We start from the raw sequence: 23,392 nt of genomic DNA, 5'->3' as shown, positions 1-23,392 counted from the left end.
CATCTTCGCCCATTGGGCGTCCGTCAATACAAAGCGTTACATCCGGAGTGTGAATCACAACTCCAACAAAATGGGAATCCTAAATCCCCACAACCCTTAAACCATCCGCCCCATCGCCCATTCCCCCAGAAAGGCGATGAAGCTGAGGCAGAGGCCGGTCAGGAAGGCGCGATAGGCAAACCCGAGGAAGCGGTATTTCTTGCGCTGGAGCACCTGCCCGTTCTGGTAGATGTCGCGCAGCATCGTGCGGTAGAGCGTCTCGTCATCGTCCAGCCGGTCGATCATCCGGTCGATGAACGCGTCTTCCGACAGGCTGGTGAAGATGCCGAAGAACATGATGTTGGCATCCTCGCCGATCGGCCCGTCGATATGCGTGACCTTGGGCATGGCGGAGAGGATGGCGAACACCGCCGCGACGAAGGCGCCCGCCGCCAGGATCGCCACCGGCAGCAGCATCGTGCCCGTGCGCAGCTGCCCGACGGACAGGGTGAAGACCAGGAAGGCCGCGCCCATCACCATGTTCGCTTTCTGGTCGGCCATCTGGCTCAGTTGCAGATTGCTGGCCATGGACGTGCGCACCAGATGCACCGCATTGGGCACCAGCGGGCGGCCCGCCACGGCCTTTGCGCGCTCTCCCCCATGCTCCCCCGCAGGATCTGTTGCAGGATCTGTTGCAGGCTGTGGCCGGTCCATCATGGCCGATGCATCGCACCATCTGCACATTACGGCAAGATGATGCCCGATTGCCGCCTTATTCCCTTGCCAAAGGGCACAGATTGGGCACAGACCCGCGCACCCTTTTCGCAAGAAAGCAGACCATGACGGATCGCCAGCAGATATTCGACAGCGTGGCGGCGCAGATCGCGCCGTTCAACAAGAAGGAGGCCCCGCTGAGCGAGGCGACCACTTTCGCCGGCGATCTGGAGTGGGACAGCCTGACCGTCATGGATTTCGTCGCGGCGATCGAGGATGAATTCGATATCATCATCACCATGAACATGCAGGCGGAGATCGAGACCATCGGCCAGCTGGTCGATGCCGTCGCCAAGCTGAAGGGCTGACCGCCCCCTCTTCCCACCCCCGTTCGGCGGGCAGCGCAGAGAAGGACGATAGGGCTTCTCTTGCAGGCGCCACCGGCGGAGGATTGAACCGAACGGATTGATGCACATGAACGACGCCGCACATAGCTCCATCACGCCCCGGGCCGCAGCAGCCGACGACGCCCCCGCCGCGACGACCGACCTGTTCTCCAAGTTCGACGCCCTGATCGCAGAGCGCGAGGCGCTGCTGGCGACGGGCGTGCGCGACCCCTTTTCCATCGTCATGGACGAGGTGAAGTCGCCGACGCTGGCCGTCATCAAGGGCAAGGAGACGATCCTGCTCGGCACCTACAACTATATGGGCATGACTTTCGACCCGGACGTGGTCGCGGCGGGCAAGCAGGCGCTGGACGAATTCGGCGCCGGCACCACCGGCAGCCGCGTGCTGAACGGCACCTATCAGGGCCACAAGGCCTGTGAGGACGCGCTGAAGGATTTTTACGGCACCGATCATGCCATGGTCTTTTCGACCGGCTATCAGGCCAATCTGGGCATGATCTCCACGCTCGCCGGCAAGGGCGACTATGTGGTGCTGGATGCGGACAGCCATGCGTCGATCTATGACGGCTGCGCCCTGGGCAACGCCGAAATCGTCCGTTTCCGACACAATAGCGTCGAGGATCTGGACAAGCGCCTGGGCCGCCTGCCCGCCGATGCGCAGAAGCTGGTCGTGCTGGAAGGCGTCTATTCGATGCTGGGCGACATTGCGCCGCTGCCCGAGATGGTGGCCGCCATACGCAGGCACCCCAATTGCATGATCCTGGTGGACGAAGCCCATGGCATGGGCTTTTTCGGTCCCAATGGCCGCGGCGTCTATGAGGAGCAGGGCGTCGAGGCGGATGTCGATTTCGTCGTCGGCACCTTCTCCAAGTCGGTCGGCACGGTCGGCGGCTTCTGCGTGTCGAACCACCCGAAGTTCGAAGTGCTGCGCCTCGTCTGCCGGCCCTATGTGTTCACCGCATCGCTGCCGCCCAGCGTCGTGGCGACCGCCGCCGCCTCCATCCGCAAGCTGATGCATGCGGGCGACAAGCGCGCGCATCTTTGGGAGAACAGCCGCCGCCTGCACAAGGGGCTGACGGACATGGGCTTCACGCTGGGCACGAAGACGCCGCAGTCCGCCATCATCGCCGTCATCCTGACCGACCAGACCCAGGCCGTCGCGATGTGGCAGGCGCTGCTGGAACTGGGCCTGTATGTGAACATGGCGCGCCCGCCGGCGACGCCCGCCGGCACCTTCCTGCTGCGCTGCTCGCTCTGCGCGGAACATAGCAGCGATCAGGTGACGCAGATCCTCGGCATGTTCGCGGCTGCGGGCAAGGCGACCGGCGCCCTCGCCTGAGGAGCCGCCAAGTCCGGCGCCCGACACTGGCATCCGGGGCGGGTTTTGGCCGCCCAAACGTCTTGACGTGAAAACAGGGCAGAGCGGCGCATCAAATCCGCTTTCCCTGATTCCGGTTGTGGATTAGGGTCGCGCGGATGGAAGTCGCATCCATATCGGTGGAAGAGCCACAATGGTGGCGTGTCCGCTTACGCATCACGCTCCCAGTATTGGTCGGCGCGATGCTTGTCTGTGCGCTCGCGGCGCTGCTCTTCTACGCCAGCAGGGCCGCGACCGACCGCGACACCGCGCTGGACGAACAGCGCCACAGCTATGAAGTCATCACCCTCGTCCGCCGGCTGGACGCCAGCATGGCGCGGGCGGAATCGACCCTGTCGCGCTATGTCATCGGCATGGATGCCGATACCGGCCGCCTGTTCCAGGAACAGTGGCGGGACGCCGGCGAGGAGTTGAAGGCGCTCGCCTTCGCCACCCGCACATCCCCCTGGCAACGCGCCTCGATCACCGGCCTGAAGGCCGCCTACAAGGACCGCGGCGCATTGCTGACCGAAATCGGCCTGCGCACCACCTATGACCAGAAGATGGCAGCGCTCGCCCAGTTCCACCAGGCGGGCCAGGCGGAAAACCTCAAACGCATCGACTTGCTGCTCGATCGCATCATCAAGGCGGAGCAGGCGCGCCTGCGGGAACGCAGCGACGCCGTCAACCAGGCCGGCGCGCGCACCAAGCGTTTTTCCGACACATACAGCCTTGTGGGGCTGGCCCTGCTGGTATCGGCCCTGTTCGCCGCCTGGGTGGCCATCACCGCAATGGCCGACCGGCGCCGGGCGCGGACGCTGGCCGAGGCGGAAGCGGCGCGGGCCGACGACCTGGAAGACGCCGTCGCCCGGCGGACCAGCGAACTGAGCACCGCGAACGCGCGCCTGAAGGAAGAGGCGACGGAGCGCGCCGCCGCCGAGGAAAGCCTGCGCCAGATGCAGAAGATGGAGGCCGTGGGGCAGCTCACCGGCGGCATCGCGCATGACTTCAACAACATGCTGGCGGTGGTGGTCGGCGGGCTGGAACTGGCCAAGCGCAAGATCCACCAGGAACCCCAACTGGCCGAGCGGCACCTGGACAACGCCATGGAGGGCGCCAATCGCGCCTCCACGCTCACCCGCCGGCTGCTCGCCTTTGCGCGCGCGGAACCGATCCTGCCCTCCGCGCTGGACGCCGATGCGCTGGTGACGGGCATGACCGACCTGATCGACCGCACCATCGGCGATCAGATCAAGGTGGCGCTCGACCTGCAGGCGAAGGGATGGGCGATCTTTGCCGACCGGCACCAGCTGGAAAATGCGCTGCTCAACCTTGCAGTCAATGCGCGCGACGCGATGGACGGGCGCGGCACGCTGACCATCGCCACCAGGCAGGTCACGCTGGCCGCCGGCGAGGTGGGCGAATGTTCGGCGGGCGATCATGTCCGGCTGACCGTGGAGGATACCGGCTGCGGCATGACGCCCGAGGTGCTCGAACGCGTCTTCGAACCCTTTTTCACGACAAAGCCCGTGGGCAAGGGCACTGGCCTGGGCCTCAGCCAGATTTTCGGTTTCGTGCGCCAGTGCAATGGCGAGATCCGCATGGAATCGACGCCGGAAAAGGGCACGCGCGTCCACCTCTACCTGCCGCGCCGGGTGGTGGTGGGCACGCTGGACAATGCCGCCCAGTCGCGGCGCGCGGCGCGCGACGACATTGCCCTGCCGCCCACGCGCATCCTGATCGTGGAGGACGACCCACGGGTGCTGACGCAGACGATCGCCGCGATCGAGGAGCTTGGCCATCTGCCGGTGGCCTGCGATCATCCGGCCAAGGCAGCGGCCATGCTGAAGCGCCACCGCGACGTCGGCCTCATCATCAGTGACGTCATGATGCCAGACATGACCGGGCCGGAAATGATCCGGCAGCTCGGTTCCGCCCATGGCGCCATTCCGGTGCTGTTCGTCACCGGCTATACCGGCGACAGCAGCGACAGCAGCCTGTTCGAAGGACATATCGTGCTGCGCAAACCCTATACGCTGGGCGCGCTGGCCGCCGCCATTTCTCAGGCGATCAGCGCACCGCACGGCTCGCAAACAAGCGCGGCAGCAGAGTAAGCGCGGCGATCAGCGGCCAGCGCCGCTGCCAGGGGCGGATGACGATGGCCGTCCCCGCATGGCGATTGATCTTCCACGCCAGATAATCGATGCCACCCGCGAATGTGAAGCTGGCCTTGGCCAGGCGCAGGACGGACAACCGCTTCCCCCGCCGCTGCAAGGCCCGCCAGCGGCGCGCCATCGACGCAGGCGAGGCCGCATTGGGCACCGTGCCATGGGGATCGACGCCCGCCTGCCCGGCCAATGCTGCAAGCGTGGCCATGCCGATGCGCGCATAGCGTGCCGGATCGGAATCGACGATGGAGACCGAGCGCCCGGTCTTTTCCGCACGCAGCTCGGCATTGTAGGTCAGCGTGAACCCGGCCTTCCAGACAGCGATCGGCGTCACGTCCTGCCCGGCAGGCAGCATCGGCAATGTCAGGGCGAACAATGTGGGCGCCGCATGAGATACCGCCGCGACCGCCCTGGCGCGCGCGCTTTCGTCAGACCACCAGAGCAGGCGCGTGGGCTGCGCGAAACGCGCCCAGACGGAGACATTGTCCGCGTCCGGCCCGCACAGGCGCGCAAAGTCGGCCTCGCTGAGCACCGCATATTTCGCCGCGAGCCCTTCATGCGCGAAGGGAAAGACATTGGGCGGGATCAGCCTGTTCGCGGTCGCCAGCCAGCCTTTGCCATAGGCAGCGCGATAGTCGGACACGATCAGGTAGAAATCGAGCATCAGCCCGTCGAGATTCTTCTCCCGCAGGCAGGAACCGTAGAACAGCACGGCCCGCGCCGCTCCGGGATAGTGCGCGGCGATGGCCGCCGCCATGGCGACCGCGCGTGGATCGGCAGGCTCGGCCAGTTCGGCGGCGACGAGATCGGCAAGGGAAGTGGCCATGGCAATGCTCTGTTTGTCTTTTATTTTCTGCATTTTTCCGAGTCGTCAGGGGACTCCACCTGACTTGAAAATGCTCTAGAATGGAAATCCGGTTATGGCGAGGATCGCGGAACGATCACGTCATGCGGCATGGCGGACAGCCTATCGCGGCAATCGGACCGCGGCCTTCGGGACGGCCACGACAGGCGCGACATCCGCGTCCGGGTCCAGCAGCAGCGTGCCCAGCTTGAAGGCGGCGCTCAGCGGATCATTCCCGCCGCCATAGCCATATTGCCGCGCCTCGGCCTTGCGGCATCGCCTCTGGCCCTGGAAGATGCCGCAGCGCGCCAACGGATCGGCTTCCGCCGTCGCCCTTGGCGCTTCGCCCGGATGATGCTGGCCACCCGAGAATGGCTGTCGTTCCACGGGCAGCGGCAGGCGATACCGGTCGGGCGCGCGCCTGCGCCCGCACACCATGACCTCCGCATCATCACGACCACCGGAGGATGTGCCGCAACGGTCCAGCGATGTCATCATGTGCGCCTTTTCCAGCGCCAGCGCCGTCGATGACTGGGCGCCGACCGGTGCCGACAGGGCCGCGATACAGGGCAGGGCCAGCGCAAAGACATGCCTTGCCCGCGCGCGCGGCAAATGCAGCCGGATCGCCGACCGCCTCAGGCCGCGAGCCGCAGGAAAGGCACGGGCGCGGTGGAGCGCAGCACGATCGGCCGCCCCTCGCTCGCCTCGAACAGTTCGCCATCCAGGATGACGTTGCTGCGATCGCCCTCGATACGGATCATGTCGCCGCGTTCCAGATGGATGCCCTGCATCCGGCGCGGTCCGTTGCGCTTCATCAGGCCAAAGGCCGCCAGCCGCAACAACGACCCGACATTATGGTCGACCGCCATCAGCTTCAGGCTGCCCAGCCCTCCGCCCGAGGCACCGGGCCGCGCGCCCAGCAGCAGCTTTTCCAGGGTGGTGACGATCAGCACCGCGAACTTCCCGACAAGCTGCCCGTCGCGAATGAGGGAGATGCTGACCGGTCGCGCCCGCGGCGGCATGAACGAGGCGCGCAGGCCGAAGATCAGCGACACCAGCACAGCGATGGCCGTCAGGAAATGGCTGAGCCCGTTCGACAGGCCCAGCGGATAGATCTTGTTGCGGCAATAGAGGATGTAGTCGGCCAGGCCGGCCCCGCCCAGGAACATGCCCAGCACCGGCCGGCTTTCGGCGCGGCCATCCGTCAGCGCGATCAGCTCGCGCGCGACGACATGATCCTCGACCCCGGTCTTGGCGATGTCGACGATCCGCTCCAGTGCCTTGATCGGGTCGCCATGAATGCCAAGGTCGAGCGCGATCAGGTTGGTCTTGCCATTGGGCAGCACCGCGATGGGCGGCACCTTGCCCTTGAAATGCTCGCCCTGATACAATTCGGTCAGCGCGGCCTGCACCGTGCCGTCGCCCCCGTTGATGACGATGACGGCCGGTTCGATCCGGGCAAAGGTCTGCAGCGCGCGGCCGATCTGGTCGACATGCTCGACTTCATAATGAAAGATGTCGGGGTGGTTGGCGCAAAAGCTGCGGACACGCGGAAGCGTCTGCCGGTTGCCCGTCGACCTGGGGTTGGACAGCAGCGCGACCAATACCATGATGTCTAACCGATCCTCCTCTTTCTCAGCCGCGCAGGGGCTTGAAGCTCAAGCCCTGCACATAGTTGAGCACAACATCGACGCGGCGCGTCGAATCGCCCACCGCGAACTGGGTCTTCGACAGCGCCGGCTTGCGCTTGAACACCAGGTCCGAAAGGCTGACGGAGGGGTTGCCCGAAAAGCCGCCGCCATCGCTGCGGTCGCTCTTGCCACTGCCGTCCACATCATGGCGCACATAAAGCGCGTAATTGCCGGGCCTGGGCACGGACACGCACACGTCCATCGCGCCCGAACGGGTCACGGGCACTTCGATGCGTTCCAGATACTGGCGCTTTTCAAGGAAGGTCCGCTCATTGGCGGCGTAAAGCTGCACGCGCAGGATGCCCGTGCGCGCCTTGAAGCCGTCGACATGGACCAGCACGGCAGCGCCATTGCGGTCGCATGCCGCGGCCTGGGGGCCAAGCGCGGCGCCTGCGGTGGCCGGAGTCGCCGCAACGATCAGCGCCGCAAGGGCACCCATCGACACGGCCGGAATTTTCAACATGACCAACACTCTCCTGGCAGCTATAGCCCGCCGGACGCCAAGGCCGGCGGACGAAGCCCCTGTTCGCCCCGCAGGATTGATATGGGCACCGTTTGCGGCCAAAACATGGTGATGGAACGACCACATATTGAAAATGCTGAGCGCCACTGACCGATATATCGCGCGCTTGATCGCCGTTCCGCTCCTGGGCACGCTTGTCCTGGCATCGATGCTGTTCGTGCTCGACAAGATGTTGAGGCTGTTCGACTTCGTCGTGCAGGAGGGCGGCCCGGTCAGCGTGGTCTGGCGGATGCTGGCCAGCATGATCCCGGAATATCTGTCGCTGGGCATCCCGATCGGGCTGATGCTGGGCATCCTGCTCGCCTTCCGCAAGCTCGCGACATCCTCGGAACTGGACGTATTCCGTGCCGTCGGCCTCTCCTACGGCCGGTTGCTGCGCGTACCCTATATGTATGCCATCGGCCTTGCGGCGATCAACCTGGCGATCGTCGGCTTTGCCCAGCCCTATTCCCGCTTCGCCTATGAACGGCTGCGATTCGAGCTCCGCTCGGGCGCGCTGGGCGCCTCGATCAAGGTCGGCGAATTCACCACCCTGGGCAAGCGCATGACCATCCGCATCGAGGAGAGCGAGGATGGCGGGCGCAACCTGCACGGCATCTTCGTGCGCGCGAAGGGTAATGAAGGGCAGACGCTGGCGGTGACGGCGGCGCAGGGCACCTTCATGGCCACCGACGATCCGGACACCATCATCTTCCGCCTGAAAAATGGCGTGCTCGTCCATGACGCACCGGGATATCGCACGCCGCGCATCCTCAGCTTCTCCAGCCACGACCTGCCCATCGACCTGCCGAAGATCGAGAATTTCCGCGGCCGGGGCGATGCCGACCGCGAACTGACGCTGCCCGAGCTGGTGCGCGTGGGGCATGCGGAGACATCCAGCGCCACGCTGCGCAACGAAGTGCGCGCCAATTTCCATTTCCGCATGGTGGAGGTGGCGATGATGCTGCTGCTGCCGATGGCCGCGCTCGCCTTTGCCGTGCCGCCCAAGCGCTCCACTTCCGCGCTGGGCGTGTTCCTCTCGATCATCTTCATCGTCACCTATCACAAGGTCAACGAATATGCCGAAGCGGTGGGCGCGCTGGGCAAGATCGACCCGCTGTTCGCGCTCTGGGTGCCCTTCCTGCTGTTCGCCGGGCTCATCCTGTGGATGTATCATGTCCTCGCGCAGCGCGCCGGCGGCCAGCCCATCGCCGCCCTGGAATTCGCCTTCGCCAAATTCGGCAAATGGCTCGCCCGCATGATCCGTTTCGGCCGGCGCAAGATGCACAGGGAGCCGGCCCCCGAATGATGCTGCAATTCTTCCCGTCCCGCACCATGGCCTTCTACATGGCCAGGCTGTTCCTCGTGCGCAGCTTCGCCGTGCTCGCGCTGCTGGTGCTGGTGCTCCAGACGCTGGACCTGCTCGGCCAGACCGGGGATATCCTGGCCCATCCGGGCAATGGCAATGCGGAACTGCTCCACTATGTGGCGCTGCGCGTGCCGCAGATCATTGCCCGCTTCCTGCCCTTTTCGGTGCTGCTCGGCACCATCATCACGCTGGCGACGCTGAACCAGAACAGCGAAGTGATCGCGATGAAATCGGCCGGGCTGTCCGCGCACCAGATCCTGGCGCCGCTGATCGTGGCGGCCATCGGCATTGCGGGGCTGAGCTTTGCCTTCAACGAACGGGTGGTGGCCCGCTCCACCGCCGCGCTCGACCTGTGGGAGGCGGTGGATTACGGCCCCGTCCCGCGCGAGACCGGGGTCAAGACCAACATCTGGGTCCGCGAAGGCGGCGACCTCATCACCGCCGGTTTCGTCGCCGGCTACGGCCAGGGCACGCTGCTGCGCAACATCGAGATTTTCCGCCGCATCAACGACAGCCTGATCACCATCATCCGCGCCCCGCGCGGCAGCTTCGACCGCAAGGCCGGCAAGGGCTGGATATTGGAGGAGGCGCAGCAATTCGATGTGGCGCGCGGCACCTCCCGCATGCTGGGCACGGTGCATCTGGGCGACGGCGTGCGCGCGGACCAGTTCACCCTGTCGAAGGTGAATGCGGACGGCCTGTCGGTGCAGCCGCTGCGGCAGGCGATTGCCGACCTCAAGGATGCCGGCCGGCCCACCGCCTCGCTGGAGGCAAGCCTGCTGCACAAATTCTCCGGGCCGCTGTCTTCGATACTGATGCCGTTGCTGGGGTCGGTCGCGGCCTTTGGCCTGGCGCGATCGGGCCGCCTGTTCATCCGTGCGGTGATCGGCATGGCGCTGGGCTTTGCCTATTTCGTGGCGGACAATTTCGCCCTCGCCATGGGCAATCTGGGCGCCTATCCGCCGCTGATGGCCGCATGGGCGCCGTTCCTGCTGTTCCTGCTGGTGGGCGAGACGGTGCTGATGCGCACCGAGGAATAGGCCAGGGAAAAGGGCGCCGGGTTTCCCCGCGCGCCCCTTTTCCCGGTTCAACAGATGATCCGACAGGACTGGCGCGCTAGCGCGCCCGCATCGTGCTCTGCGCGATCTTGCCGATCAACGGCAGCATGCCCGCATAATTGCCGCGCTGATAGGTGGACTGTTCGCCCAGCACCGCCACCATGCGGCGATGCGCCTTGCCCAGCGCATGATAGGGCACGCTGGGCAGCAGGTGGTGCAGCGCATGGTAGCGCAGGCCCACCGGCGCCCACAGCGGCGCGAGCAGCGCGGGCGGCGGGACGTTCACCGAATCCAGATATTGCGCCGTCACCGTCATCGCCTCGCCCTCATTCTCCCACAGATGGGCGACCAGCGTGCGCAATTGGTTGAGTACGGTCATGCCCGAATGCACCGCCATATAGACGAGCAGCGGCTTCCAGCCGACAAGCGCGACGCTGCCGACCAGCGCGAGGGCGAACAGGCACGCGCCCGCCTCCTGCCAGAACCACTGCCGCTTGAATTCGCCTTCGGGCGCGCGACGGCGATAGGCGGGGTTGATCGAAAGCGCCGAATATTGCTCGCGCACGACACGGCGCAGCGGGGGGACGACAAGGCAGAGCGGCGTCAGCACGCCGAAGCGCAGGATGAGGCCGATGGGCGCCAGCGCCGCGGCCACGATGAACAGCGGCAGCGTCCACGGCTTCATCAGCGCCAGCGGCAGATATTCCGGGTCGTTCGCCGTGCCATAGCGGGTGCGGGCATGATGCTGCGTATGCACGCCTTCATATAGGAAGGACGGGATCATCAGCGGAATGCCGACCAGCAGGTTCCAGGTGAAGCGGAAGCCCGGCAGCGCGCCCTTGCGGATATGCGTCAGCTCATGGATGAAGCCGGAGGCGCGATACAGCGCCAGCATGGCGACCAGCCCGGCCCCGATTGCCAGCGCCACATTCTGCGCCAGGATCGCGGTCGCCAGGGCGCCATAGCCCAGCAGCGTCGACGCCAGGAAATCGGGCCAGTAGATCGCCGGATTGGCGACGGAGAGATCGCGCGTCAGGTCGGCGGCGGCGCGCAGCATCGCGGCATCGTCCGGGATCGGCGCCCGCGCGGCGGCGGGTGCGATAATCGTCTTATGAGCTGTCATGGGGCCTTTCCTAAGCGGCAATTGCGCGCAGAGTGTGGCAGCAAGTTGACACAGGCATCATCCGGAAAATCCCTTGTTGCCGCGCTTGACAAAATATGCGCGAGCCACGCAGTGCTACGCTACCCCTTCCGCAAAGGCAGCGCCGTGGCCCAGACTGACGTAGTAATCTCCCCCGTTTCCGGCAAGGCCGACATCAAGGCCTTTGTCGCACTGCCCTGGACCATTTATGCGAACGATCCCAACTGGGTCGCGCCGCTGAAGGGGGAGGCGCACGCGCTGATCACGCCGGGCAAGAACCCGTTTTTCGACCATGCCGAGGCGCAATATTTCCTCGCCCGGCGCGGCGGCGAGATCACCGGCCGCATTTCCGCCCATATCGACCGGCTGGCGCTGACCATCACGCCGGAACAGGGCATGGGGCCGGGCACCGGCAATTTCGGCATGTTCGAGGCGAAGGATGCGGAAACCGCCGCCGCGCTGATCGCCGCCGCCGAAGAGTGGCTGCGCGGCAAGGGCATGACGCGGGCGCTCGGCCCCCTCTCCCTCTCCGTCTGGGAAGAGCCCGGCCTGCTCATCAAGGGCCACGATCATCCGCCCACGGTGATGATGGGGCATAACAGCGCCGCCTATCAGCCATGGATCGAGGCCGCCGGATATGAACCGGTGAAGCAGCTCAACACCTATGAGCTGGACATCACCCAGGATTTCCCGCCGCTGATCCAGCGCATCGTCCAGTCGGGCGAGAAGAACCCGCGCATCGTCATCCGCAAGGTCGACAAGGCGAAATTCGAGTCCGAAGCCGCCATCATCATGGCGATCCTGAACGACGCCTGGGGCAAGAACTGGGGCTTCGTGCCGATCACCGACACGGAGATCGCCTTTACCGGCAAGAAGCTGAAACCCATCGTGTTCGAAGACCTGATCCGCATCGCGGAGGTGGACGGCGAACCCGTCGCCTTCATGATGACCCTGCCCGACCTCAACGAAGCGATCAAGCCGCTGAACGGCAACCTCCTCCCCTTCGGCTGGGCGAAGCTGCTCTGGTGGCTGCGCAAGCCACAGGTGCGCACCATGCGCGTGCCGTTGATGGGCGTGGTGCAGAAGCTGCAGTCCTCACGCCTCGCCAGCCAGCTCGCCTTCATGATGATCGAGTTCATCCGCCGCGACGCCATCACCAAATATGGCGCGACACGCGGCGAGATCGGCTGGATATTGGAGGATAATCAGGGGATGGTCGCGATCGCGGAAGCGATCAACAGCCATGTGAACAAGGTCTACCAGATCTACGCCAAGCCGCTGTAAGCCCCCCCCCTGCCGTGCTCCTGCGCAGGCAGGAGCCCAGGGCCCGACACGCAACGCCGCGTCCAGTATCCTGGGCTCCTGCCTGCGCAGGAACACCACGGCACGCGCGGCCTATTTCTTCAGCCGGTAGCCGCTGCGGAACATCCAGCCAATCACGCACAGGCACAGCGCGATCATCCCGGCGATGAACGCCATCGAGAAGCCGATACCTACGTCGCCCTTGCCGAAGAAGGTCCAGCGGAAGCCGCTGATGAGATACACGATCGGGTTGAACAGGGTGATCGTGCGCCATGGTTCCGCCAACATGTGGATGGAATAGAAGGCGCCGCCCAGGAAGGTCATGGGCATCACCACCAGCAGCGGGATCACCTGCAACTGCTCGAAGCTCTGTGCCCAGATGCCGAGGATGAAGCCGAACAGGCAGAAGCTGATCGCGATCAGCGCCATGAAGGCGAACATCGCAACCGGCCGCTGCACCTCCAGGTCCACGAACAGATGGGCGGTGGCGAAGATGATCAGCCCCACCGTCATCGACTTGGTCGCCGCCGCGCCCACATAGGCGATCACCGTTTCCACGGCGGAGACGGGGGCGGAGAGCAGCTCATAGATGGTGCCGGTGAATTTGGGCATGTAGATGCCGAAGCTCGCGTTGAAGATGCTTTCGGTGAACATCGACAGCATGATGAGCCCCGGCACGATATAGGCGCCATAGGGGATGCCGTTGATCTGCGTCATCCGCGACCCGATCGCCCCGCCGAACACGACGAAATAGAGCGAGGTGGTGATGACCGGCACGGCGAGCCCGGTGAGCAGCGTGCGGGCGAAACGATGCAGTTCGAAGAAATAGATCGCCTTGATGGCGTGGAGATTGAGGGTCATGCCGCGACCTCCGGCTGCTGGTGGACAAGGCTGACGAAAATATCCTCCAGCGAGCTTTGCCGGGTGTCGAGATCCTTGTAGCCGATGCCAAGGTCGCCCAGCGTGCGGAGCAGCGACGCGACGCCTGTGCGCTCCGCCCGTGTGTCGAACAGATATTCGATCTCGTTACCGTCCGCCTTCAACGTCAGCTGCCAGTCGGCAAGCGCGGGCGGCAGCGCGGCCAGCGGCTCGGTGAGGAACACCGTCAGCGTCTTCTTGCCGAGCTTCTGCATCAGCGCGGTCTTGTCCTCGACCAGCATGATCTCGCCCTTGTTGATCACGCCCACCCGGTCGGCCATCTCCTCGGCCTCCTCGATATAATGGGTGGTGAGGATGATGGTGACGCCGGTCTCGCGCAGCTGGCGCACCAGCCCCCACATGTCGCGGCGCAGCTCCACGTCGACGCCCGCGGTCGGCTCGTCCAGGAAGAGCACGCGCGGCTCGTGGGAAAGCGCCTTGGCGATCATCACCCGGCGCTTCATGCCGCCCGACAGCTCCAGCATCTTGCTGTTGCGCTTGTCCCACAGCGACAGGTCGCGCAGGATCTTCTCGATCAGCGCATCGTTGCGCGGCTTGCCGAACAGGCCGCGGCTGAAGCGCACCGTGTCGATCACCCGCTCGAACGCATCGGTGTGCAGTTCCTGCGGCACCAGGCCGATGGCGCTGCGCGCGCCGCGATAGTCGCGCACGATGTCATGCCCGGCGACCGTCACCGTGCCGTCGCTCGCCCGCACATTGCCGCAGACGATGGAGATCAGCGTCGTCTTGCCCGCGCCATTGGGGCCAAGCAGCGCGAAGATCTCGCCCTCCTCGATCTGCAGGTCGATGCCCTTCAGCGCGGAAAAACCGGAGGCATAACGCTTGGTCAGCCCCGAAATATCGATGATGGATGCCATAGGAAAAATATGCCCCTGTCGTTGGCAGAGAAGTAAGGGGCAGTCCCGATATTGCAAGCGCGTGCCCGACATCTATCGGCGCATCGCCCGGCATATTTGCGGATGCCGGCGCATTTGCGGATAAGGGTGACGCCGCCCTGCCCACACGCTAGGGAGGGCGGCATGAAACCCGCGCTCGACATCGCCCGATCCATATTGGGCCAACCCTGGCACTGGCGCGGCACCGGAACGGACGGGCGCGATCCCGGCTTCCAGCCCGACGATCTGGTGACGCAATTGCTGCTCAGCCGCGGCTGCCCGCGCGACGCGGTGGAGCAGCATCGCAACCCCACCATCCGCGCCTTCATGCCCGATCCCAGCCTGTTCCGCGACATGGACCGCGCGGCCGAGCGGCTGGCCGATGCTGTGCAGGCCGGCGAGCAGGTGACGATCTTCGGCGATTATGACGTGGACGGCGCGACCAGCGCGGCGCTGCTTGTCCGCCTGCTGCGCGACCTTGGCCTGGCTGCGGGCAGCTATATCCCCGACCGGCTGATGGAAGGCTATGGCCCGTCGGGCGAGGCGCTGGTGCGGCTGGGCGCGCAGGGGGCAACGCTGATCGTCACCGTGGACTGCGGCGCGCAGGCATTCGAGGCGCTGGCGATGGCGCGCGACGCGGGCGTGGACGTAGTGGTGGTCGATCATCATAAATGCGCCGCCGCCCTCCCCGCCGCCTTCGCGCTGGTGAACCCCAACCGGCTGGACGAGAGCGACGAGGGCGCGGCCCATGGCCACCTCGCCGCCGTCGGTGTCGCCTTCCTGCTGGGCGCGGCCTTGCTGCGCACGTTGCGCGCACGCGGCTGGTTTGCAAGCCGCGCCGAGCCCCGGCTGATGGACCTGCTCGATCTGGTGGCGCTCGGCACCGTGGCCGATGTCGCGCAGCTGCGCGGGCTCAACCGGGCCTTCGTGGCGCAGGGGCTCAAGGTGATGGCCGGGCGGCGCAATATCGGCCTTGCCGCGCTCATCACCGCCAGCCGCCTCAACCGCGCGCCGTTGTGCCATGATCTGGGCTTCGCGCTTGGGCCACGCATCAATGCGGGCGGACGCGTTGGCCGGTCCGATCTTGGCGTGCGCCTGCTCACGACGGAAGACCCGCAGGAAGCGGCCGCCATTTCCGCCGAACTCGACCGCCTGAACGAGGAACGCCGCGCCATCGAGGCGCAGGTGCAGGAAGAAGCCGAAAAGCTTGCAGAGGCACAGCATAACCGCGCCGTCGCGCTGGTCGCCGGGCAAGGCTGGCACCCCGGCGTCATCGGCATCGTTGCCGGCCGCCTGAAGGAAAAGCTGGGCCGCCCGGTCATCGTCGTCGCGCTGGACGAGGCGGGCGTCGGCAAGGGCTCCGGCCGGTCGATCGCCGGGGTCGATCTGGGCGCGGCGGTGCTCACGGCGAAGGACAGCGGCCTGCTGGTCGCGGGCGGCGGCCATGCGATGGCGGCCGGCCTTACCGTCGCTGCGGGCGGGGTCGATGCCCTCGCCGAATTTCTCGACAGCCGTCTTGCCGCCGACGTCGCGCGCGCTTCAGGCGAGCGCGCCCTGCTGATCGACGCCGTATTGAGCCCCGGCGGCGTCAACCCCGATTTCGTCGCCGCCATCGAGGCGGGCGGCCCCTATGGCATGGGATGGCCCGCGCCGCGGATCGCCACCGGCCCCGTGCGCCTGATCCGCGCCGACATCGTGGGCACGGGCCATGTCCGCGCGATCGTGGCCGGCGACGATGGCCGATCGATCAAGACGGTCGCCTTCCGGCAGGCGGAAAGCCCGCTAGGCCAGGCCCTGCTCGGCGCATCGCGCGACCGGCGGCTGTGGCTGGCGGGCCGCGCGAAGATCGATGACTGGGGCCCGCGCCCCGCCGCCGAACTGCATGTGGAGGACGCCGCCTGGGCAGATTGACTCGACATACGCACGCGCCCGTCACCGAAGACTGCAAAGAGGGTTGACCCCACCAATCGAACCCCCTAAGGCCGCCTTCGCTTCTGGCGACGCCCATCCGTGGCGCCGCCCGTGGCCCCTTCGTCTAGCGGTCTAGGACGCGGCCCTTTCACGGCTGAAACACGGGTTCGATTCCCGTAGGGGTCACCAAAATACTCTCCCAGAGAGTATCAGAAGGTGCCGGGAACGGCGGATTTCTGCGGTTTTTCGTGGTATAGGTATCCCATACGGAGCGGTCTTGGACCACCGGATACCAGCATATTGATGGTATGTCTGATGGTAGCGCGGCCCTCCCCCAAAAGGAGATACCATCATGGCGCTTACCGCCGCTGCGATCAAAAACGCCAAGAGCAAAGCCAAGCCCTACAAGCTCACCGATAGCGATGGCCTGTTCCTTTATGTGACGCCGAATGGCGGGCGCTACTGGCGGATGAACTACCGCCATCTGGGCAAGCAGAAGACGCTGGCTTTCGGGGTCTATCCCGACACCGGCCTTGCCGACGCCCGCGAGCAACGCGACGCCGCCCGCAAGGTTCTGGCGAAGGGGGATGACCCCGCCGAGAAGATCAAGATGGATCGCATCGCCGCGACCGTGGCGGCGTCCAACAGCTTCAAGGCCGTGGCCGACGAATGGCTGGTGAAGGTCGAACGCGAAGGCCGCTCCGCCGTCACGATGAAGAAACTGCGCTGGCTGCTGGCGTTCATCAATGCGTCGCTGGGCAAGCGACCTATCACCGCCATCACCGCGCAGGAGGTTTTGACCATGCTGCGCAAGATGGAGGGCAAGGGCAAGTATGAGACAGCCAAGCGGCTGCGCAGCACATGCAGCCAGATATTCCGCTATGCCATCGCTACCGCCCGCGCAGAACGTGACGTGGCCGCCGACTTGCGCGGGGCACTGATCGCGCCCCAACCCGTCCACAGGGCCGCTATCACCAGCGCCGACAATGCAGGTGGCCTCTTGCGGGCCATCGAGGCGTTCGAGGGCTTCGCCAACACCAAGGCGGCGCTGCAATTGCTCCCCCATGTGTTCGTTCGCCCCGGCGAGCTACGCCATGCCGAATGGGCCGACTTCGATTTCGACAAGGCGCTGTGGACGGTCCCGGCACACAAGACGAAGATGCGCCGCGCCCACACCATCCCCCTATCCCGGCAGGCGCTCGCGATCCTCGAAACCATCGAGCATGATGCGGATTATAGCCGCTTCCTGTTCCCGTCGCTGCGTTCCGTTGACCGGCCCATGTCGGAGAACACCATCAACGCCGCCCTGCGGCGCATGGGCTTCGCGCAGGATGAAATGACCGGCCACGGCTTTCGGGCAATGGCGGCGACTTTGCTCAACGAGATGGGCCTATGGCATCCCGACGCGATCGAGCGCCAGCTTGCCCACTGCGACAACAACGCCGTGCGCCGCGCCTATACACGCGGCGAGTATTGGGATGAGCGCGTGCGCATGATGCAGCACTGGTCCGACCATCTCGATTTCCTGCGCGATGGGCAGAAGGTCGTGACCGGCAAATTCGGGAAGGTGAAAAGCCAAGCCGCCTGATTGCAAGCTGTCAACATCGCCGTGCCCTCGCCCACAAGAGACGAAGGCACGGCGACAGGATCAAACGCCCAACTCCTCCCGGTAGCTTACCGGATCGGCAATCCAGCGGTTAATAGCGGACTCGCGCCAGCCCGCGCCGTGGACGCTGATCTTCACTTGGCGGGGAAAAGTGCCTTCGCCCATCTTGCGATAGAGCGTCGTGCGGGAAAGCCCGGTGCGGGCGAGAACGGTTTTCAGTCTTATGATACGGTCAGGGCTATTCATGGGGCAATCTCTTCAATTCAGGATGTTGCACGCGCCCCCGGCCACGAGCATTGGATGCCTTACCGTCCCGGACAAGAGCCTTCCGGGCGCGCAGGCTGTCCCGCTTTGAGGTTACGGTGGACGCTGGCGGCAATCGGCGGTCAGCGGCGGAAAACGGCGGAACTTGGCATAGGCTTTTCACTGACCTCGATCAGTGCAGATTTTTTCCCACTCTGTGCCAAAATCCCATGCGCAGCCTTCGCAGCCGCCCCTTTCCGGGGGGCAGCCAAAAGGCGCTAGGCCGAGTCTGTCATAGGATGCTCCTTTGAAAGGACCACCGCCGCAAGCGTCGTGAAGCAGGAACTCATGCTCACTCGCTACCTGTTCGTTGTCAAGGAAGCCGATACCGTATCGCCCCGTCCCATCCGCGTTGAACTATAACGCTAAGTGTTATATGCAGTGACAGAAGCAGGAGAACCGCCATTTCGCGCATCTTCAAAAATGGATGGTTCGAGCGCTTCGCGCGCAAGGAAGCGGATTGCGGACGCTTCGCTTCGCAAGGCGGTGGAGCGCGCGGAAAGCGGTCTGGTGGATGCCGACCTTGGCGGCGGCGTTATCAAGCAGCGCGTCGCGCGCACCGGGCAAGGCAAGTCAGGCGGCTATCGCACGCTGATCCTGTTCAGGCAGGGTGACAGAGCGATTTTCGCTTTTGGGTTCGCCAAGAATGCGCAGGCGAACATATCAAAGGTCGACCTGGCCTTGCTCCGCAAGGCCGCGAGCGAGGCGCTGGAATGGAGCGGTGAGGAACTGGACCGGCTGATGGCGTCGGGAACGCTGGTAGAGATAGACGATGGGAACGGTGATGAAGGATAAGGGCTATCGCAGCGAGATCGCAGGCGCGATCCATGAGATGATGAGTGACGCGCATGACGCGGGCGTGGTGTCGCGCGCGACGCTGCGGACCTTTGACGAGGCGTGCCTCGCCCCGGCCCCGGCGCTGGCAGGTGATGAAATCCGGGCGATCCGCGAGCGCGAGCATGTCTCGCAGCCGGTGTTCGCCGCCTATCTCAATGTCTCGCGCAATCTCGTGTCCGATTGGGAGCGTGGCGTGAAGCGGCCCGGTGGCCCTGCCCTGCGCCTGCTGTCGATCATCCAGCGCAAGGGGTTGCAGGCTGTCGCCTGAAGCGACGTGCTGCAATTCACCTGATTTTCGGACAACCTGACCATCAAAGCCACGAATCCGGCAGAGGAATAGGAGAAAAAAGCCCCTGACGTGCGCGAGCTTGGATTGGTCGCAGCAGTTCAGGCAAACGAATGGAAGCCTCCGTTGCAAGCTGCCCAACTTCAACAACCAAGCGATCTAGATCATTAGCCCTCAATTGGAAGCTGGGAGGGGCATCTGCCACAATGGCATCAATGCGTCCTTTGGCGTGATAGTTCGCCCCCCGTATCGTCGGCCTCAAGGGAATGTCTGGAAAGGCTACCAAAACATCAATGTAGAACTCCCATGGTTCTACCCCAGAGTTCCAAGAGCTACCCTGAATCATAAGCATCTCGGTAAAATCTTGCCGCTCACATCGAAAAGTCCGTCCTACCTTGGTGTAGCCTCTTGCTTTCAATATGGCGCGATGAAGTGAGGTTCCAAAAATATCGCCCAGCGATTTTACCGGCATACTCGCCACCCCCATAAATATTACAGTCCGGCTTATAACAGAAGATAATGGAGGACGGGTTGTTGACATTAACACTCTGTCGGAAAACACATGATCCCGTCAGGAAGGGCGACGCAAATCCAAGGGTTTCCGCTGACCACGGCATTATACAGTTATTTTTGCTGCCCGACTGCCTGAGAAACACTGTCGGATTGGCGTGGCATCCGACAACCTCATCATTAGGGGGTTCCGTCAGCGGTATTTCGGCGTTATCCGACTTTACCCTGTTCGACCTCCAAACGCTCCACTTCGCGTTCAAGCACTTCCCGTATGAAGGCAGCGCGCCGCTGACGCCCGACCAGTTTGTCAATCCGATCGCCCAGACCTTCGGGCAAACGGACATTGGTTGATTTCAAGTTGAGCGGTGGTCTTCCCATATTGTCGTCGTAGCCGTGCATGACACCTGTTCAACCTGAAGCGGAGTAACCGGCACCTCTTATTGCATATTTCTTGCCTTTCGGGCTATAAGCGGTGCCGGTTATCGATTCCGGGCGGGCATTCCGTCTTGGAATGGCTGAAGGAAGGCAGGCTGATGACAAGCTTCCGAGCGAGCGATTCGAGAATCGTTACATCCCGTCGCGCTTTGCTGCGCGGTATGACCGTCGCGTCGGTCGCCATGCCGATGATCACCTCACCCTGGAGCGGTGCGCTGGCGTCGCTTCACCAACGCTATGAGGACGAACCCGCGACCATTGCGCGCACGAAAGAGGGGCGGAGCATCAGCCGCTTCCGCTATCACAATGCGGAACGGCGCTGGTCGCTAACGGAAGTCGTTCCTTTCCACGAAAGCCGGTTTTCCAACCCAGCCCTGCATTACGCAGGCTTCGTCTGTCAGCAGGCGCTATGCGCCTATCTGCTGGACGTGGGCTTTGCCGATGAATGGAACGCCCAGCACATCAAGCAGGACATCGCCAAGGCGCTGGCCTACGCCAATGCATGCGGCTTCGGCCATGACTGCCCGGACATGGCGCGGCTGGCGGTGGTTCTCTCGCCCTACTGGAAGTGGGGCTATCACTATGACGATTGGGAGGAAGACCGGCCCCAGACGGGTGGCTTCATCCCGGCCACGATCACGCCTCTTGTGCGTGCCTTGGTGGACCGCGTCCATGACGTGACCGGCCACCCACGCCCGAAGGGTTGCCAGCGCGGCCCACAGTAGGCGCAGTCATGATGCTGCGTACCAACGCCGATCATCTGCCCACCCCAATCCGGGATGAGCTTCTTCATATCACCACGATCCTGTTCGAGACGTTCGAGGAAACGACCAAGGGCCGATGCTCCGAACATTTCCGGGCGGGCCGCATCCTCACCCTGATCCTGCACGGTCCCCATGCAGAAAAGGATTGGGCAGAGGTCGCGCCGGGGGAAGCATTCCGGCTGCTGGCGATCGTCAACGATCCCCGCCTCGCCCGCAGCGACCGCGACTGGCGGCTGGTGCGCGACCGGCTTCGCCGCGCATGGGAGCATGGCGAGATCGCCCGCCCGGTGCGGCTGTCCGTAGAAAGCCTTGAGCGGATCAACGGTGCTCTTGTCGAGGGCAATCCCTATTTCGTCACGATCGCCGAACAGGGCATCGCGCTCTACCAGATGGAAGGCTTGCGGCTGCAAGAGCCGCGCCGCCTTCCGGTGCGGGAACGGGCTATCCGGGGCGTCGCGGAGTTCATCCAGTGGCATAAGCGCGGAACGGATTTTCTGGCGGGCGCGGCTTTTTATCGAAAGCGGGGCGATGCACCGATGGCGGCGCTGATGCTGCATCAGGCGTGCGAGCATTTCTATCTGGCCGTGTTGCACTCGATCAGCCTGCACGCGCCGCGCACCCATGCGCTGGATGAACTGCGCGAGGCGGCGGAAGCACTGGACCCGCGCCTGTGTTCGGCATGGCCGCGAGAAAGCCGGTTCGAACGTCGCGCATTCGGCTGCATCCGCCGCGCCTATGTCGAGGCGCGCTATGGGCGATCCTACCGCATTTCGGGAGAGGAACTGGCGTGGGCGTTCGCGCGGGTGGAGATACTGGCCGACCGTGCGGCGTGCGCCGTTGCCGACCATCAGGCGTCGCTTGCCGCAAGCCTGCCAGCCCCAATGCTTCCGCCACCAGCGGAGCCGACGACGGCGATAGCTCCGTCCCGACCTGCTCACAGTGCGAACATGCTGCAACGCACATGGCGGATCGTGAGACATGTCGCCCCGCCACGGAGCCGGTGGAATCCGCTCATTCCGGTTCGCCGTTTCTGGCGGTCGGACGGGCTCAAGCGCGGGGTTGACCATTTGCCCTTGGCGATGATCGGCCTGTGCCTTTTCATGGCTGGCGCAGAGGCAACGCTATGGCGGATGAAGTCCGCGCAGGCCGTCCGTTCCAAACCCGCAGACCTGTCCGCCGTGCTGGACTTCGACGTGCGCGCGGACACCGTGCTTGGCGCGGTCATGGACGTTGCGCAGAGGGCTGGCTACCGGGTCAAGGCCAACGATGACATTTGGGCGGTGCGATGGACCGGAGCCTATCGCGCGAAGGCGACCACCTTCGATGCGCTGGCGGACATTCTCTATGGCTCCGGCCTGTGTCCCGCGATCCGGGAGGGCATCATCACTGTGCGCTACTGCGACAAGAGCCGCCCGCCCATCGTGGCGACGATCGAGTATCAGGCGCTACCTGGCGGCAGCGTGACGATGGAGGTGCCGCAATAGGCGGCATTCGTCTGCGCGATTCAGGTGGCATTCGGGATGCCGGTACGCAAGAATATCGCCATCGCGCTTTGGGGGGATAAAGTGGAATTAGAGGATCGGACGCGCAGCACAGCGGATCGCAGGATTGCGCTGCTGATCGACGCGGACAATGTGCCGCACAGCAAGATCGCCGAAATGCTGGCGGAGCTTTCCAAATATGGCACGGCCAACATTCGCCGCGCTTATGGTGATTGGGCCAGCGCGGGCCTCAAGAACTGGAAGGACAAGCTGCACGATTTCGCGATCCGGCCCATTCAGCAGTTCAGCTATTCGAGCGGCAAGAACGCCACCGACATTGCGCTGGTGATCGACGCTATGGAATTGCTCTATACCCAGAAGCCCGACGCCTTCTGCCTCGCATCGAGCGATGCGGACTTCACGCCGCTTGTGATGCAACTCAAGGCCAATGGGCATGAGGTCTACGGCTTTGGCGAGCGCAAGACGCCCGCGCCGTTCGTCAACGCCTGCACGGCCTTCCTCTATCTCGACACATTGGACGAACCGCTGGTAGCGGCCGCACCCATGGAACCGGCGACAAAGCCCAAAGCCAAGGCAAAAGCGGGAGACAAGGCAAAGCCAGCGCCCGTCGCGAAACCAGCGGGAAAGCCGCTGTCACAAGACACCAAACTCGTGACCATATTACGGGGGGCAGTCGAGGCCACAGCCCGAGAAGATGGCTGGGCGGCTATGTCGGCGGCGGGACTCGCCGCGCGAAGGCAGGCTCCGATCGATCCGCGTAACTACGGCGTCAGGAACTTCACGGCGCTGTTCGAAGCCACGGGGCTGTTCGACATAGCGCGCGTCGAGAACGGGCAAAGCTATGTTGCGGACAAGCGCAACAAGGAACATTCCCAGCAACCCAGCCGATAGC

The 23,392-nt window shown here is 64.4% G+C and carries 24 protein-coding genes and 1 tRNA gene; 15 read left to right on the top strand and 10 right to left on the bottom strand.

Annotation, left to right across the window (positions count from 1 at the left end):
* Nucleotides 1-96: 96 nt before the first annotated feature.
* Nucleotides 97-618 carry a Pycsar system effector family protein gene (locus WFP78_RS18775; RefSeq protein ID WP_336965745.1) on the bottom strand — a complete coding sequence of 174 codons (522 nt, stop codon included), beginning with the start codon at nt 616-618 and terminating at the stop codon, nt 97-99.
* A 200-nt stretch (nt 619-818) separates the two neighbouring features.
* Here WFP78_RS18775 and WFP78_RS18770 point away from each other — a divergent pair, with 200 nt between their 5' ends.
* The 3 genes from WFP78_RS18770 to WFP78_RS18760 all read left to right on the top strand — a co-directional run bounded on the left by WFP78_RS18770 (nt 819) and on the right by WFP78_RS18760 (nt 4,571).
* Nucleotides 819-1,061 (top strand): acyl carrier protein, encoded by a 243-nt coding sequence (locus WFP78_RS18770; protein ID WP_336965743.1) that lies wholly within the window; start codon nt 819-821, stop codon nt 1,059-1,061.
* Between the two features lie 106 nt (nt 1,062-1,167).
* Complete coding sequence (gene spt / locus WFP78_RS18765) at nt 1,168-2,439, top strand: serine palmitoyltransferase (RefSeq protein WP_336965741.1); 1,272 nt, start codon at nt 1,168-1,170, stop codon at nt 2,437-2,439.
* Nucleotides 2,440-2,576: 137 nt separating this feature from the next.
* Entirely contained in the window at nt 2,577-4,571 is a 1,995-nt protein-coding gene (locus tag WFP78_RS18760) for an ATP-binding protein (protein ID WP_336965739.1), read from the top strand.
* Here the strand turns inward: WFP78_RS18760 and WFP78_RS18755 are convergent.
* From WFP78_RS18755 to WFP78_RS18740, 4 genes are all read right to left on the bottom strand, one after another.
* Nucleotides 4,528-5,451: a hypothetical protein gene (locus tag WFP78_RS18755; RefSeq protein ID WP_336965737.1), complete on the bottom strand. Its 924-nt coding sequence runs from the start codon at nt 5,449-5,451 to the stop codon at nt 4,528-4,530. The genes WFP78_RS18760 and WFP78_RS18755 overlap by 44 nt on opposite strands.
* Nucleotides 5,452-5,592: 141 nt before the next feature.
* On the bottom strand, nt 5,593-6,081 hold the full coding sequence (locus WFP78_RS18750; RefSeq protein ID WP_336965736.1) for a hypothetical protein: 489 nt from the start codon (nt 6,079-6,081) through the stop codon (nt 5,593-5,595).
* A 23-nt stretch (nt 6,082-6,104) separates the two neighbouring features.
* Nucleotides 6,105-7,079: an acylglycerol kinase family protein gene (locus WFP78_RS18745; protein ID WP_336965735.1), complete on the bottom strand. Its 975-nt coding sequence runs from the start codon at nt 7,077-7,079 to the stop codon at nt 6,105-6,107.
* A gap of 25 nt (nt 7,080-7,104) precedes the next feature.
* Nucleotides 7,105-7,623 (bottom strand): DUF2141 domain-containing protein, encoded by a 519-nt coding sequence (locus tag WFP78_RS18740; RefSeq protein ID WP_336965733.1) that lies wholly within the window; start codon nt 7,621-7,623, stop codon nt 7,105-7,107.
* A 133-nt stretch (nt 7,624-7,756) separates the two neighbouring features.
* Here WFP78_RS18740 and lptF point away from each other — a divergent pair, with 133 nt between their 5' ends.
* Together lptF and lptG are read left to right on the top strand one after the other, a co-directional pair.
* The gene (gene lptF, locus WFP78_RS18735) at nt 7,757-8,971 is read left to right on the top strand and encodes an LPS export ABC transporter permease LptF (protein ID WP_336965732.1); all 1,215 of its coding nucleotides are present in this window, start codon (nt 7,757-7,759) and stop codon (nt 8,969-8,971) included.
* Complete coding sequence (gene lptG / locus WFP78_RS18730; RefSeq protein WP_336965730.1) at nt 8,968-10,071, top strand: LPS export ABC transporter permease LptG; 1,104 nt, start codon at nt 8,968-8,970, stop codon at nt 10,069-10,071. Before lptF ends, lptG begins: the two co-directional genes overlap by 4 nt.
* 76 nt (nt 10,072-10,147) lie before the next feature.
* Here lptG and WFP78_RS18725 read toward each other — a convergent pair whose 3' ends face one another.
* Nucleotides 10,148-11,212 carry a fatty acid desaturase family protein gene (locus WFP78_RS18725; protein ID WP_336965728.1) on the bottom strand — a complete coding sequence of 355 codons (1,065 nt, stop codon included), beginning with the start codon at nt 11,210-11,212 and terminating at the stop codon, nt 10,148-10,150.
* Between the two features lie 144 nt (nt 11,213-11,356).
* Here WFP78_RS18725 and WFP78_RS18720 point away from each other — a divergent pair, with 144 nt between their 5' ends.
* Nucleotides 11,357-12,514 (top strand): N-acetyltransferase, encoded by a 1,158-nt coding sequence (locus WFP78_RS18720; RefSeq protein ID WP_336965726.1) that lies wholly within the window; start codon nt 11,357-11,359, stop codon nt 12,512-12,514.
* Between the two features lie 111 nt (nt 12,515-12,625).
* Here the strand turns inward: WFP78_RS18720 and WFP78_RS18715 are convergent, their stop codons facing one another.
* Together WFP78_RS18715 and WFP78_RS18710 are read right to left on the bottom strand one after the other, a co-directional pair.
* Entirely contained in the window at nt 12,626-13,393 is a 768-nt protein-coding gene (locus WFP78_RS18715; RefSeq protein ID WP_336965724.1) for an ABC transporter permease, read from the bottom strand.
* Nucleotides 13,390-14,328, bottom strand: a complete 939-nt coding sequence (locus WFP78_RS18710; protein WP_336965723.1) for an ABC transporter ATP-binding protein — start codon at nt 14,326-14,328, stop codon at nt 13,390-13,392. The genes WFP78_RS18715 and WFP78_RS18710 overlap by 4 nt, the downstream gene beginning before the upstream one ends.
* A 162-nt stretch (nt 14,329-14,490) precedes the next feature.
* Between WFP78_RS18710 and recJ the strand changes: the two genes are divergently transcribed.
* From recJ to WFP78_RS18695, 3 genes are all read left to right on the top strand, one after another.
* Nucleotides 14,491-16,257, top strand: coding sequence for a single-stranded-DNA-specific exonuclease RecJ (recJ, locus tag WFP78_RS18705; RefSeq protein ID WP_336965722.1), 1,767 nt, complete (start codon nt 14,491-14,493; stop codon nt 16,255-16,257).
* Between the two features lie 113 nt (nt 16,258-16,370).
* Nucleotides 16,371-16,446: transfer RNA gene (locus WFP78_RS18700), tRNA-Glu, on the top strand.
* Nucleotides 16,447-16,609: 163 nt separating this feature from the next.
* On the top strand, nt 16,610-17,845 hold the full coding sequence (locus tag WFP78_RS18695; RefSeq protein WP_039578538.1) for a tyrosine-type recombinase/integrase: 1,236 nt from the start codon (nt 16,610-16,612) through the stop codon (nt 17,843-17,845).
* Between the two features lie 60 nt (nt 17,846-17,905).
* Here WFP78_RS18695 and WFP78_RS18690 read toward each other — a convergent pair whose 3' ends face one another.
* Nucleotides 17,906-18,109 (bottom strand): helix-turn-helix transcriptional regulator, encoded by a 204-nt coding sequence (locus WFP78_RS18690; protein ID WP_037521612.1) that lies wholly within the window; start codon nt 18,107-18,109, stop codon nt 17,906-17,908.
* 480 nt (nt 18,110-18,589) lie between these two features.
* Here WFP78_RS18690 and WFP78_RS18685 point away from each other — a divergent pair, with 480 nt between their 5' ends.
* Together WFP78_RS18685 and WFP78_RS18680 are read left to right on the top strand one after the other, a co-directional pair.
* On the top strand, nt 18,590-18,961 hold the full coding sequence (locus WFP78_RS18685; RefSeq protein WP_228383728.1) for a type II toxin-antitoxin system RelE/ParE family toxin: 372 nt from the start codon (nt 18,590-18,592) through the stop codon (nt 18,959-18,961).
* On the top strand, nt 18,951-19,271 hold the full coding sequence (locus tag WFP78_RS18680; RefSeq protein ID WP_009820704.1) for a helix-turn-helix domain-containing protein: 321 nt from the start codon (nt 18,951-18,953) through the stop codon (nt 19,269-19,271). Before WFP78_RS18685 ends, WFP78_RS18680 begins: the two co-directional genes overlap by 11 nt.
* Nucleotides 19,272-19,314: 43 nt before the next feature.
* Here the strand turns inward: WFP78_RS18680 and WFP78_RS18675 are convergent, their stop codons facing one another.
* On the bottom strand, nt 19,315-19,830 hold the full coding sequence (locus WFP78_RS18675) for a DUF4304 domain-containing protein (protein WP_081997468.1): 516 nt from the start codon (nt 19,828-19,830) through the stop codon (nt 19,315-19,317).
* On the opposite strand from WFP78_RS18675, the gene WFP78_RS18670 reads away from it, so the two are divergent.
* The 4 genes from WFP78_RS18670 to WFP78_RS18655 all read left to right on the top strand — a co-directional run bounded on the left by WFP78_RS18670 (nt 19,824) and on the right by WFP78_RS18655 (nt 23,391).
* Entirely contained in the window at nt 19,824-20,150 is a 327-nt protein-coding gene (locus WFP78_RS18670; protein WP_160292453.1) for a hypothetical protein, read from the top strand. The genes WFP78_RS18675 and WFP78_RS18670 overlap by 7 nt on opposite strands.
* A gap of 182 nt (nt 20,151-20,332) precedes the next feature.
* Complete coding sequence (locus WFP78_RS18665) at nt 20,333-20,959, top strand: hypothetical protein (protein ID WP_039581932.1); 627 nt, start codon at nt 20,333-20,335, stop codon at nt 20,957-20,959.
* Between the two features lie 8 nt (nt 20,960-20,967).
* Nucleotides 20,968-22,482: a HEPN domain-containing protein gene (locus tag WFP78_RS18660; RefSeq protein ID WP_039578523.1), complete on the top strand. Its 1,515-nt coding sequence runs from the start codon at nt 20,968-20,970 to the stop codon at nt 22,480-22,482.
* 81 nt (nt 22,483-22,563) lie between these two features.
* Nucleotides 22,564-23,391: an NYN domain-containing protein gene (locus WFP78_RS18655; RefSeq protein ID WP_039581929.1), complete on the top strand. Its 828-nt coding sequence runs from the start codon at nt 22,564-22,566 to the stop codon at nt 23,389-23,391.
* Nucleotide 23,392: the final 1 nt, after the last annotated feature.

It is taken from the genome of Sphingobium aquiterrae (genome assembly GCF_037154135.1).
Lineage (GTDB): Bacteria > Pseudomonadota > Alphaproteobacteria > Sphingomonadales > Sphingomonadaceae > Sphingobium > Sphingobium aquiterrae.
This window is presented reverse-complemented; position numbering and strand designations above follow the sequence as displayed.

What these genes read in the sequence shown, in the direction of transcription:
- WFP78_RS18685 (WP_228383728.1), top strand. Translation starts at nt 18,590, where the DNA reads ATGGATGGTTCGAGCGCTTCGCGCGCAAGGAAGCGGATTGCGGACGCT.
- WFP78_RS18660 (WP_039578523.1), top strand. Translation starts at nt 20,968, where the DNA reads ATGATGCTGCGTACCAACGCCGATCATCTGCCCACCCCAATCCGGGAT.
- WFP78_RS18740 (WP_336965733.1), bottom strand. Translation starts at nt 7,623, where the DNA reads ATGTTGAAAATTCCGGCCGTGTCGATGGGTGCCCTTGCGGCGCTGATC.
- WFP78_RS18675 (WP_081997468.1), bottom strand. Translation starts at nt 19,830, where the DNA reads ATGTCAACAACCCGTCCTCCATTATCTTCTGTTATAAGCCGGACTGTA.
- WFP78_RS18715 (WP_336965724.1), bottom strand. Translation starts at nt 13,393, where the DNA reads ATGACCCTCAATCTCCACGCCATCAAGGCGATCTATTTCTTCGAACTG.
- spt (WP_336965741.1), top strand. Translation starts at nt 1,168, where the DNA reads ATGAACGACGCCGCACATAGCTCCATCACGCCCCGGGCCGCAGCAGCC.
- WFP78_RS18695 (WP_039578538.1), top strand. Translation starts at nt 16,610, where the DNA reads ATGGCGCTTACCGCCGCTGCGATCAAAAACGCCAAGAGCAAAGCCAAG.
- WFP78_RS18755 (WP_336965737.1), bottom strand. Translation starts at nt 5,451, where the DNA reads ATGGCCACTTCCCTTGCCGATCTCGTCGCCGCCGAACTGGCCGAGCCT.
- lptF (WP_336965732.1), top strand. Translation starts at nt 7,757, where the DNA reads ATGCTGAGCGCCACTGACCGATATATCGCGCGCTTGATCGCCGTTCCG.
- WFP78_RS18725 (WP_336965728.1), bottom strand. Translation starts at nt 11,212, where the DNA reads ATGACAGCTCATAAGACGATTATCGCACCCGCCGCCGCGCGGGCGCCG.
- WFP78_RS18690 (WP_037521612.1), bottom strand. Translation starts at nt 18,109, where the DNA reads ATGAATAGCCCTGACCGTATCATAAGACTGAAAACCGTTCTCGCCCGC.
- recJ (WP_336965722.1), top strand. Translation starts at nt 14,491, where the DNA reads ATGAAACCCGCGCTCGACATCGCCCGATCCATATTGGGCCAACCCTGG.
- WFP78_RS18770 (WP_336965743.1), top strand. Translation starts at nt 819, where the DNA reads ATGACGGATCGCCAGCAGATATTCGACAGCGTGGCGGCGCAGATCGCG.
- lptG (WP_336965730.1), top strand. Translation starts at nt 8,968, where the DNA reads ATGATGCTGCAATTCTTCCCGTCCCGCACCATGGCCTTCTACATGGCC.
- WFP78_RS18745 (WP_336965735.1), bottom strand. Translation starts at nt 7,079, where the DNA reads ATGGTATTGGTCGCGCTGCTGTCCAACCCCAGGTCGACGGGCAACCGG.
- WFP78_RS18680 (WP_009820704.1), top strand. Translation starts at nt 18,951, where the DNA reads ATGAAGGATAAGGGCTATCGCAGCGAGATCGCAGGCGCGATCCATGAG.
- WFP78_RS18710 (WP_336965723.1), bottom strand. Translation starts at nt 14,328, where the DNA reads ATGGCATCCATCATCGATATTTCGGGGCTGACCAAGCGTTATGCCTCC.
- WFP78_RS18665 (WP_039581932.1), top strand. Translation starts at nt 20,333, where the DNA reads ATGACAAGCTTCCGAGCGAGCGATTCGAGAATCGTTACATCCCGTCGC.
- WFP78_RS18760 (WP_336965739.1), top strand. Translation starts at nt 2,577, where the DNA reads ATGGAAGTCGCATCCATATCGGTGGAAGAGCCACAATGGTGGCGTGTC.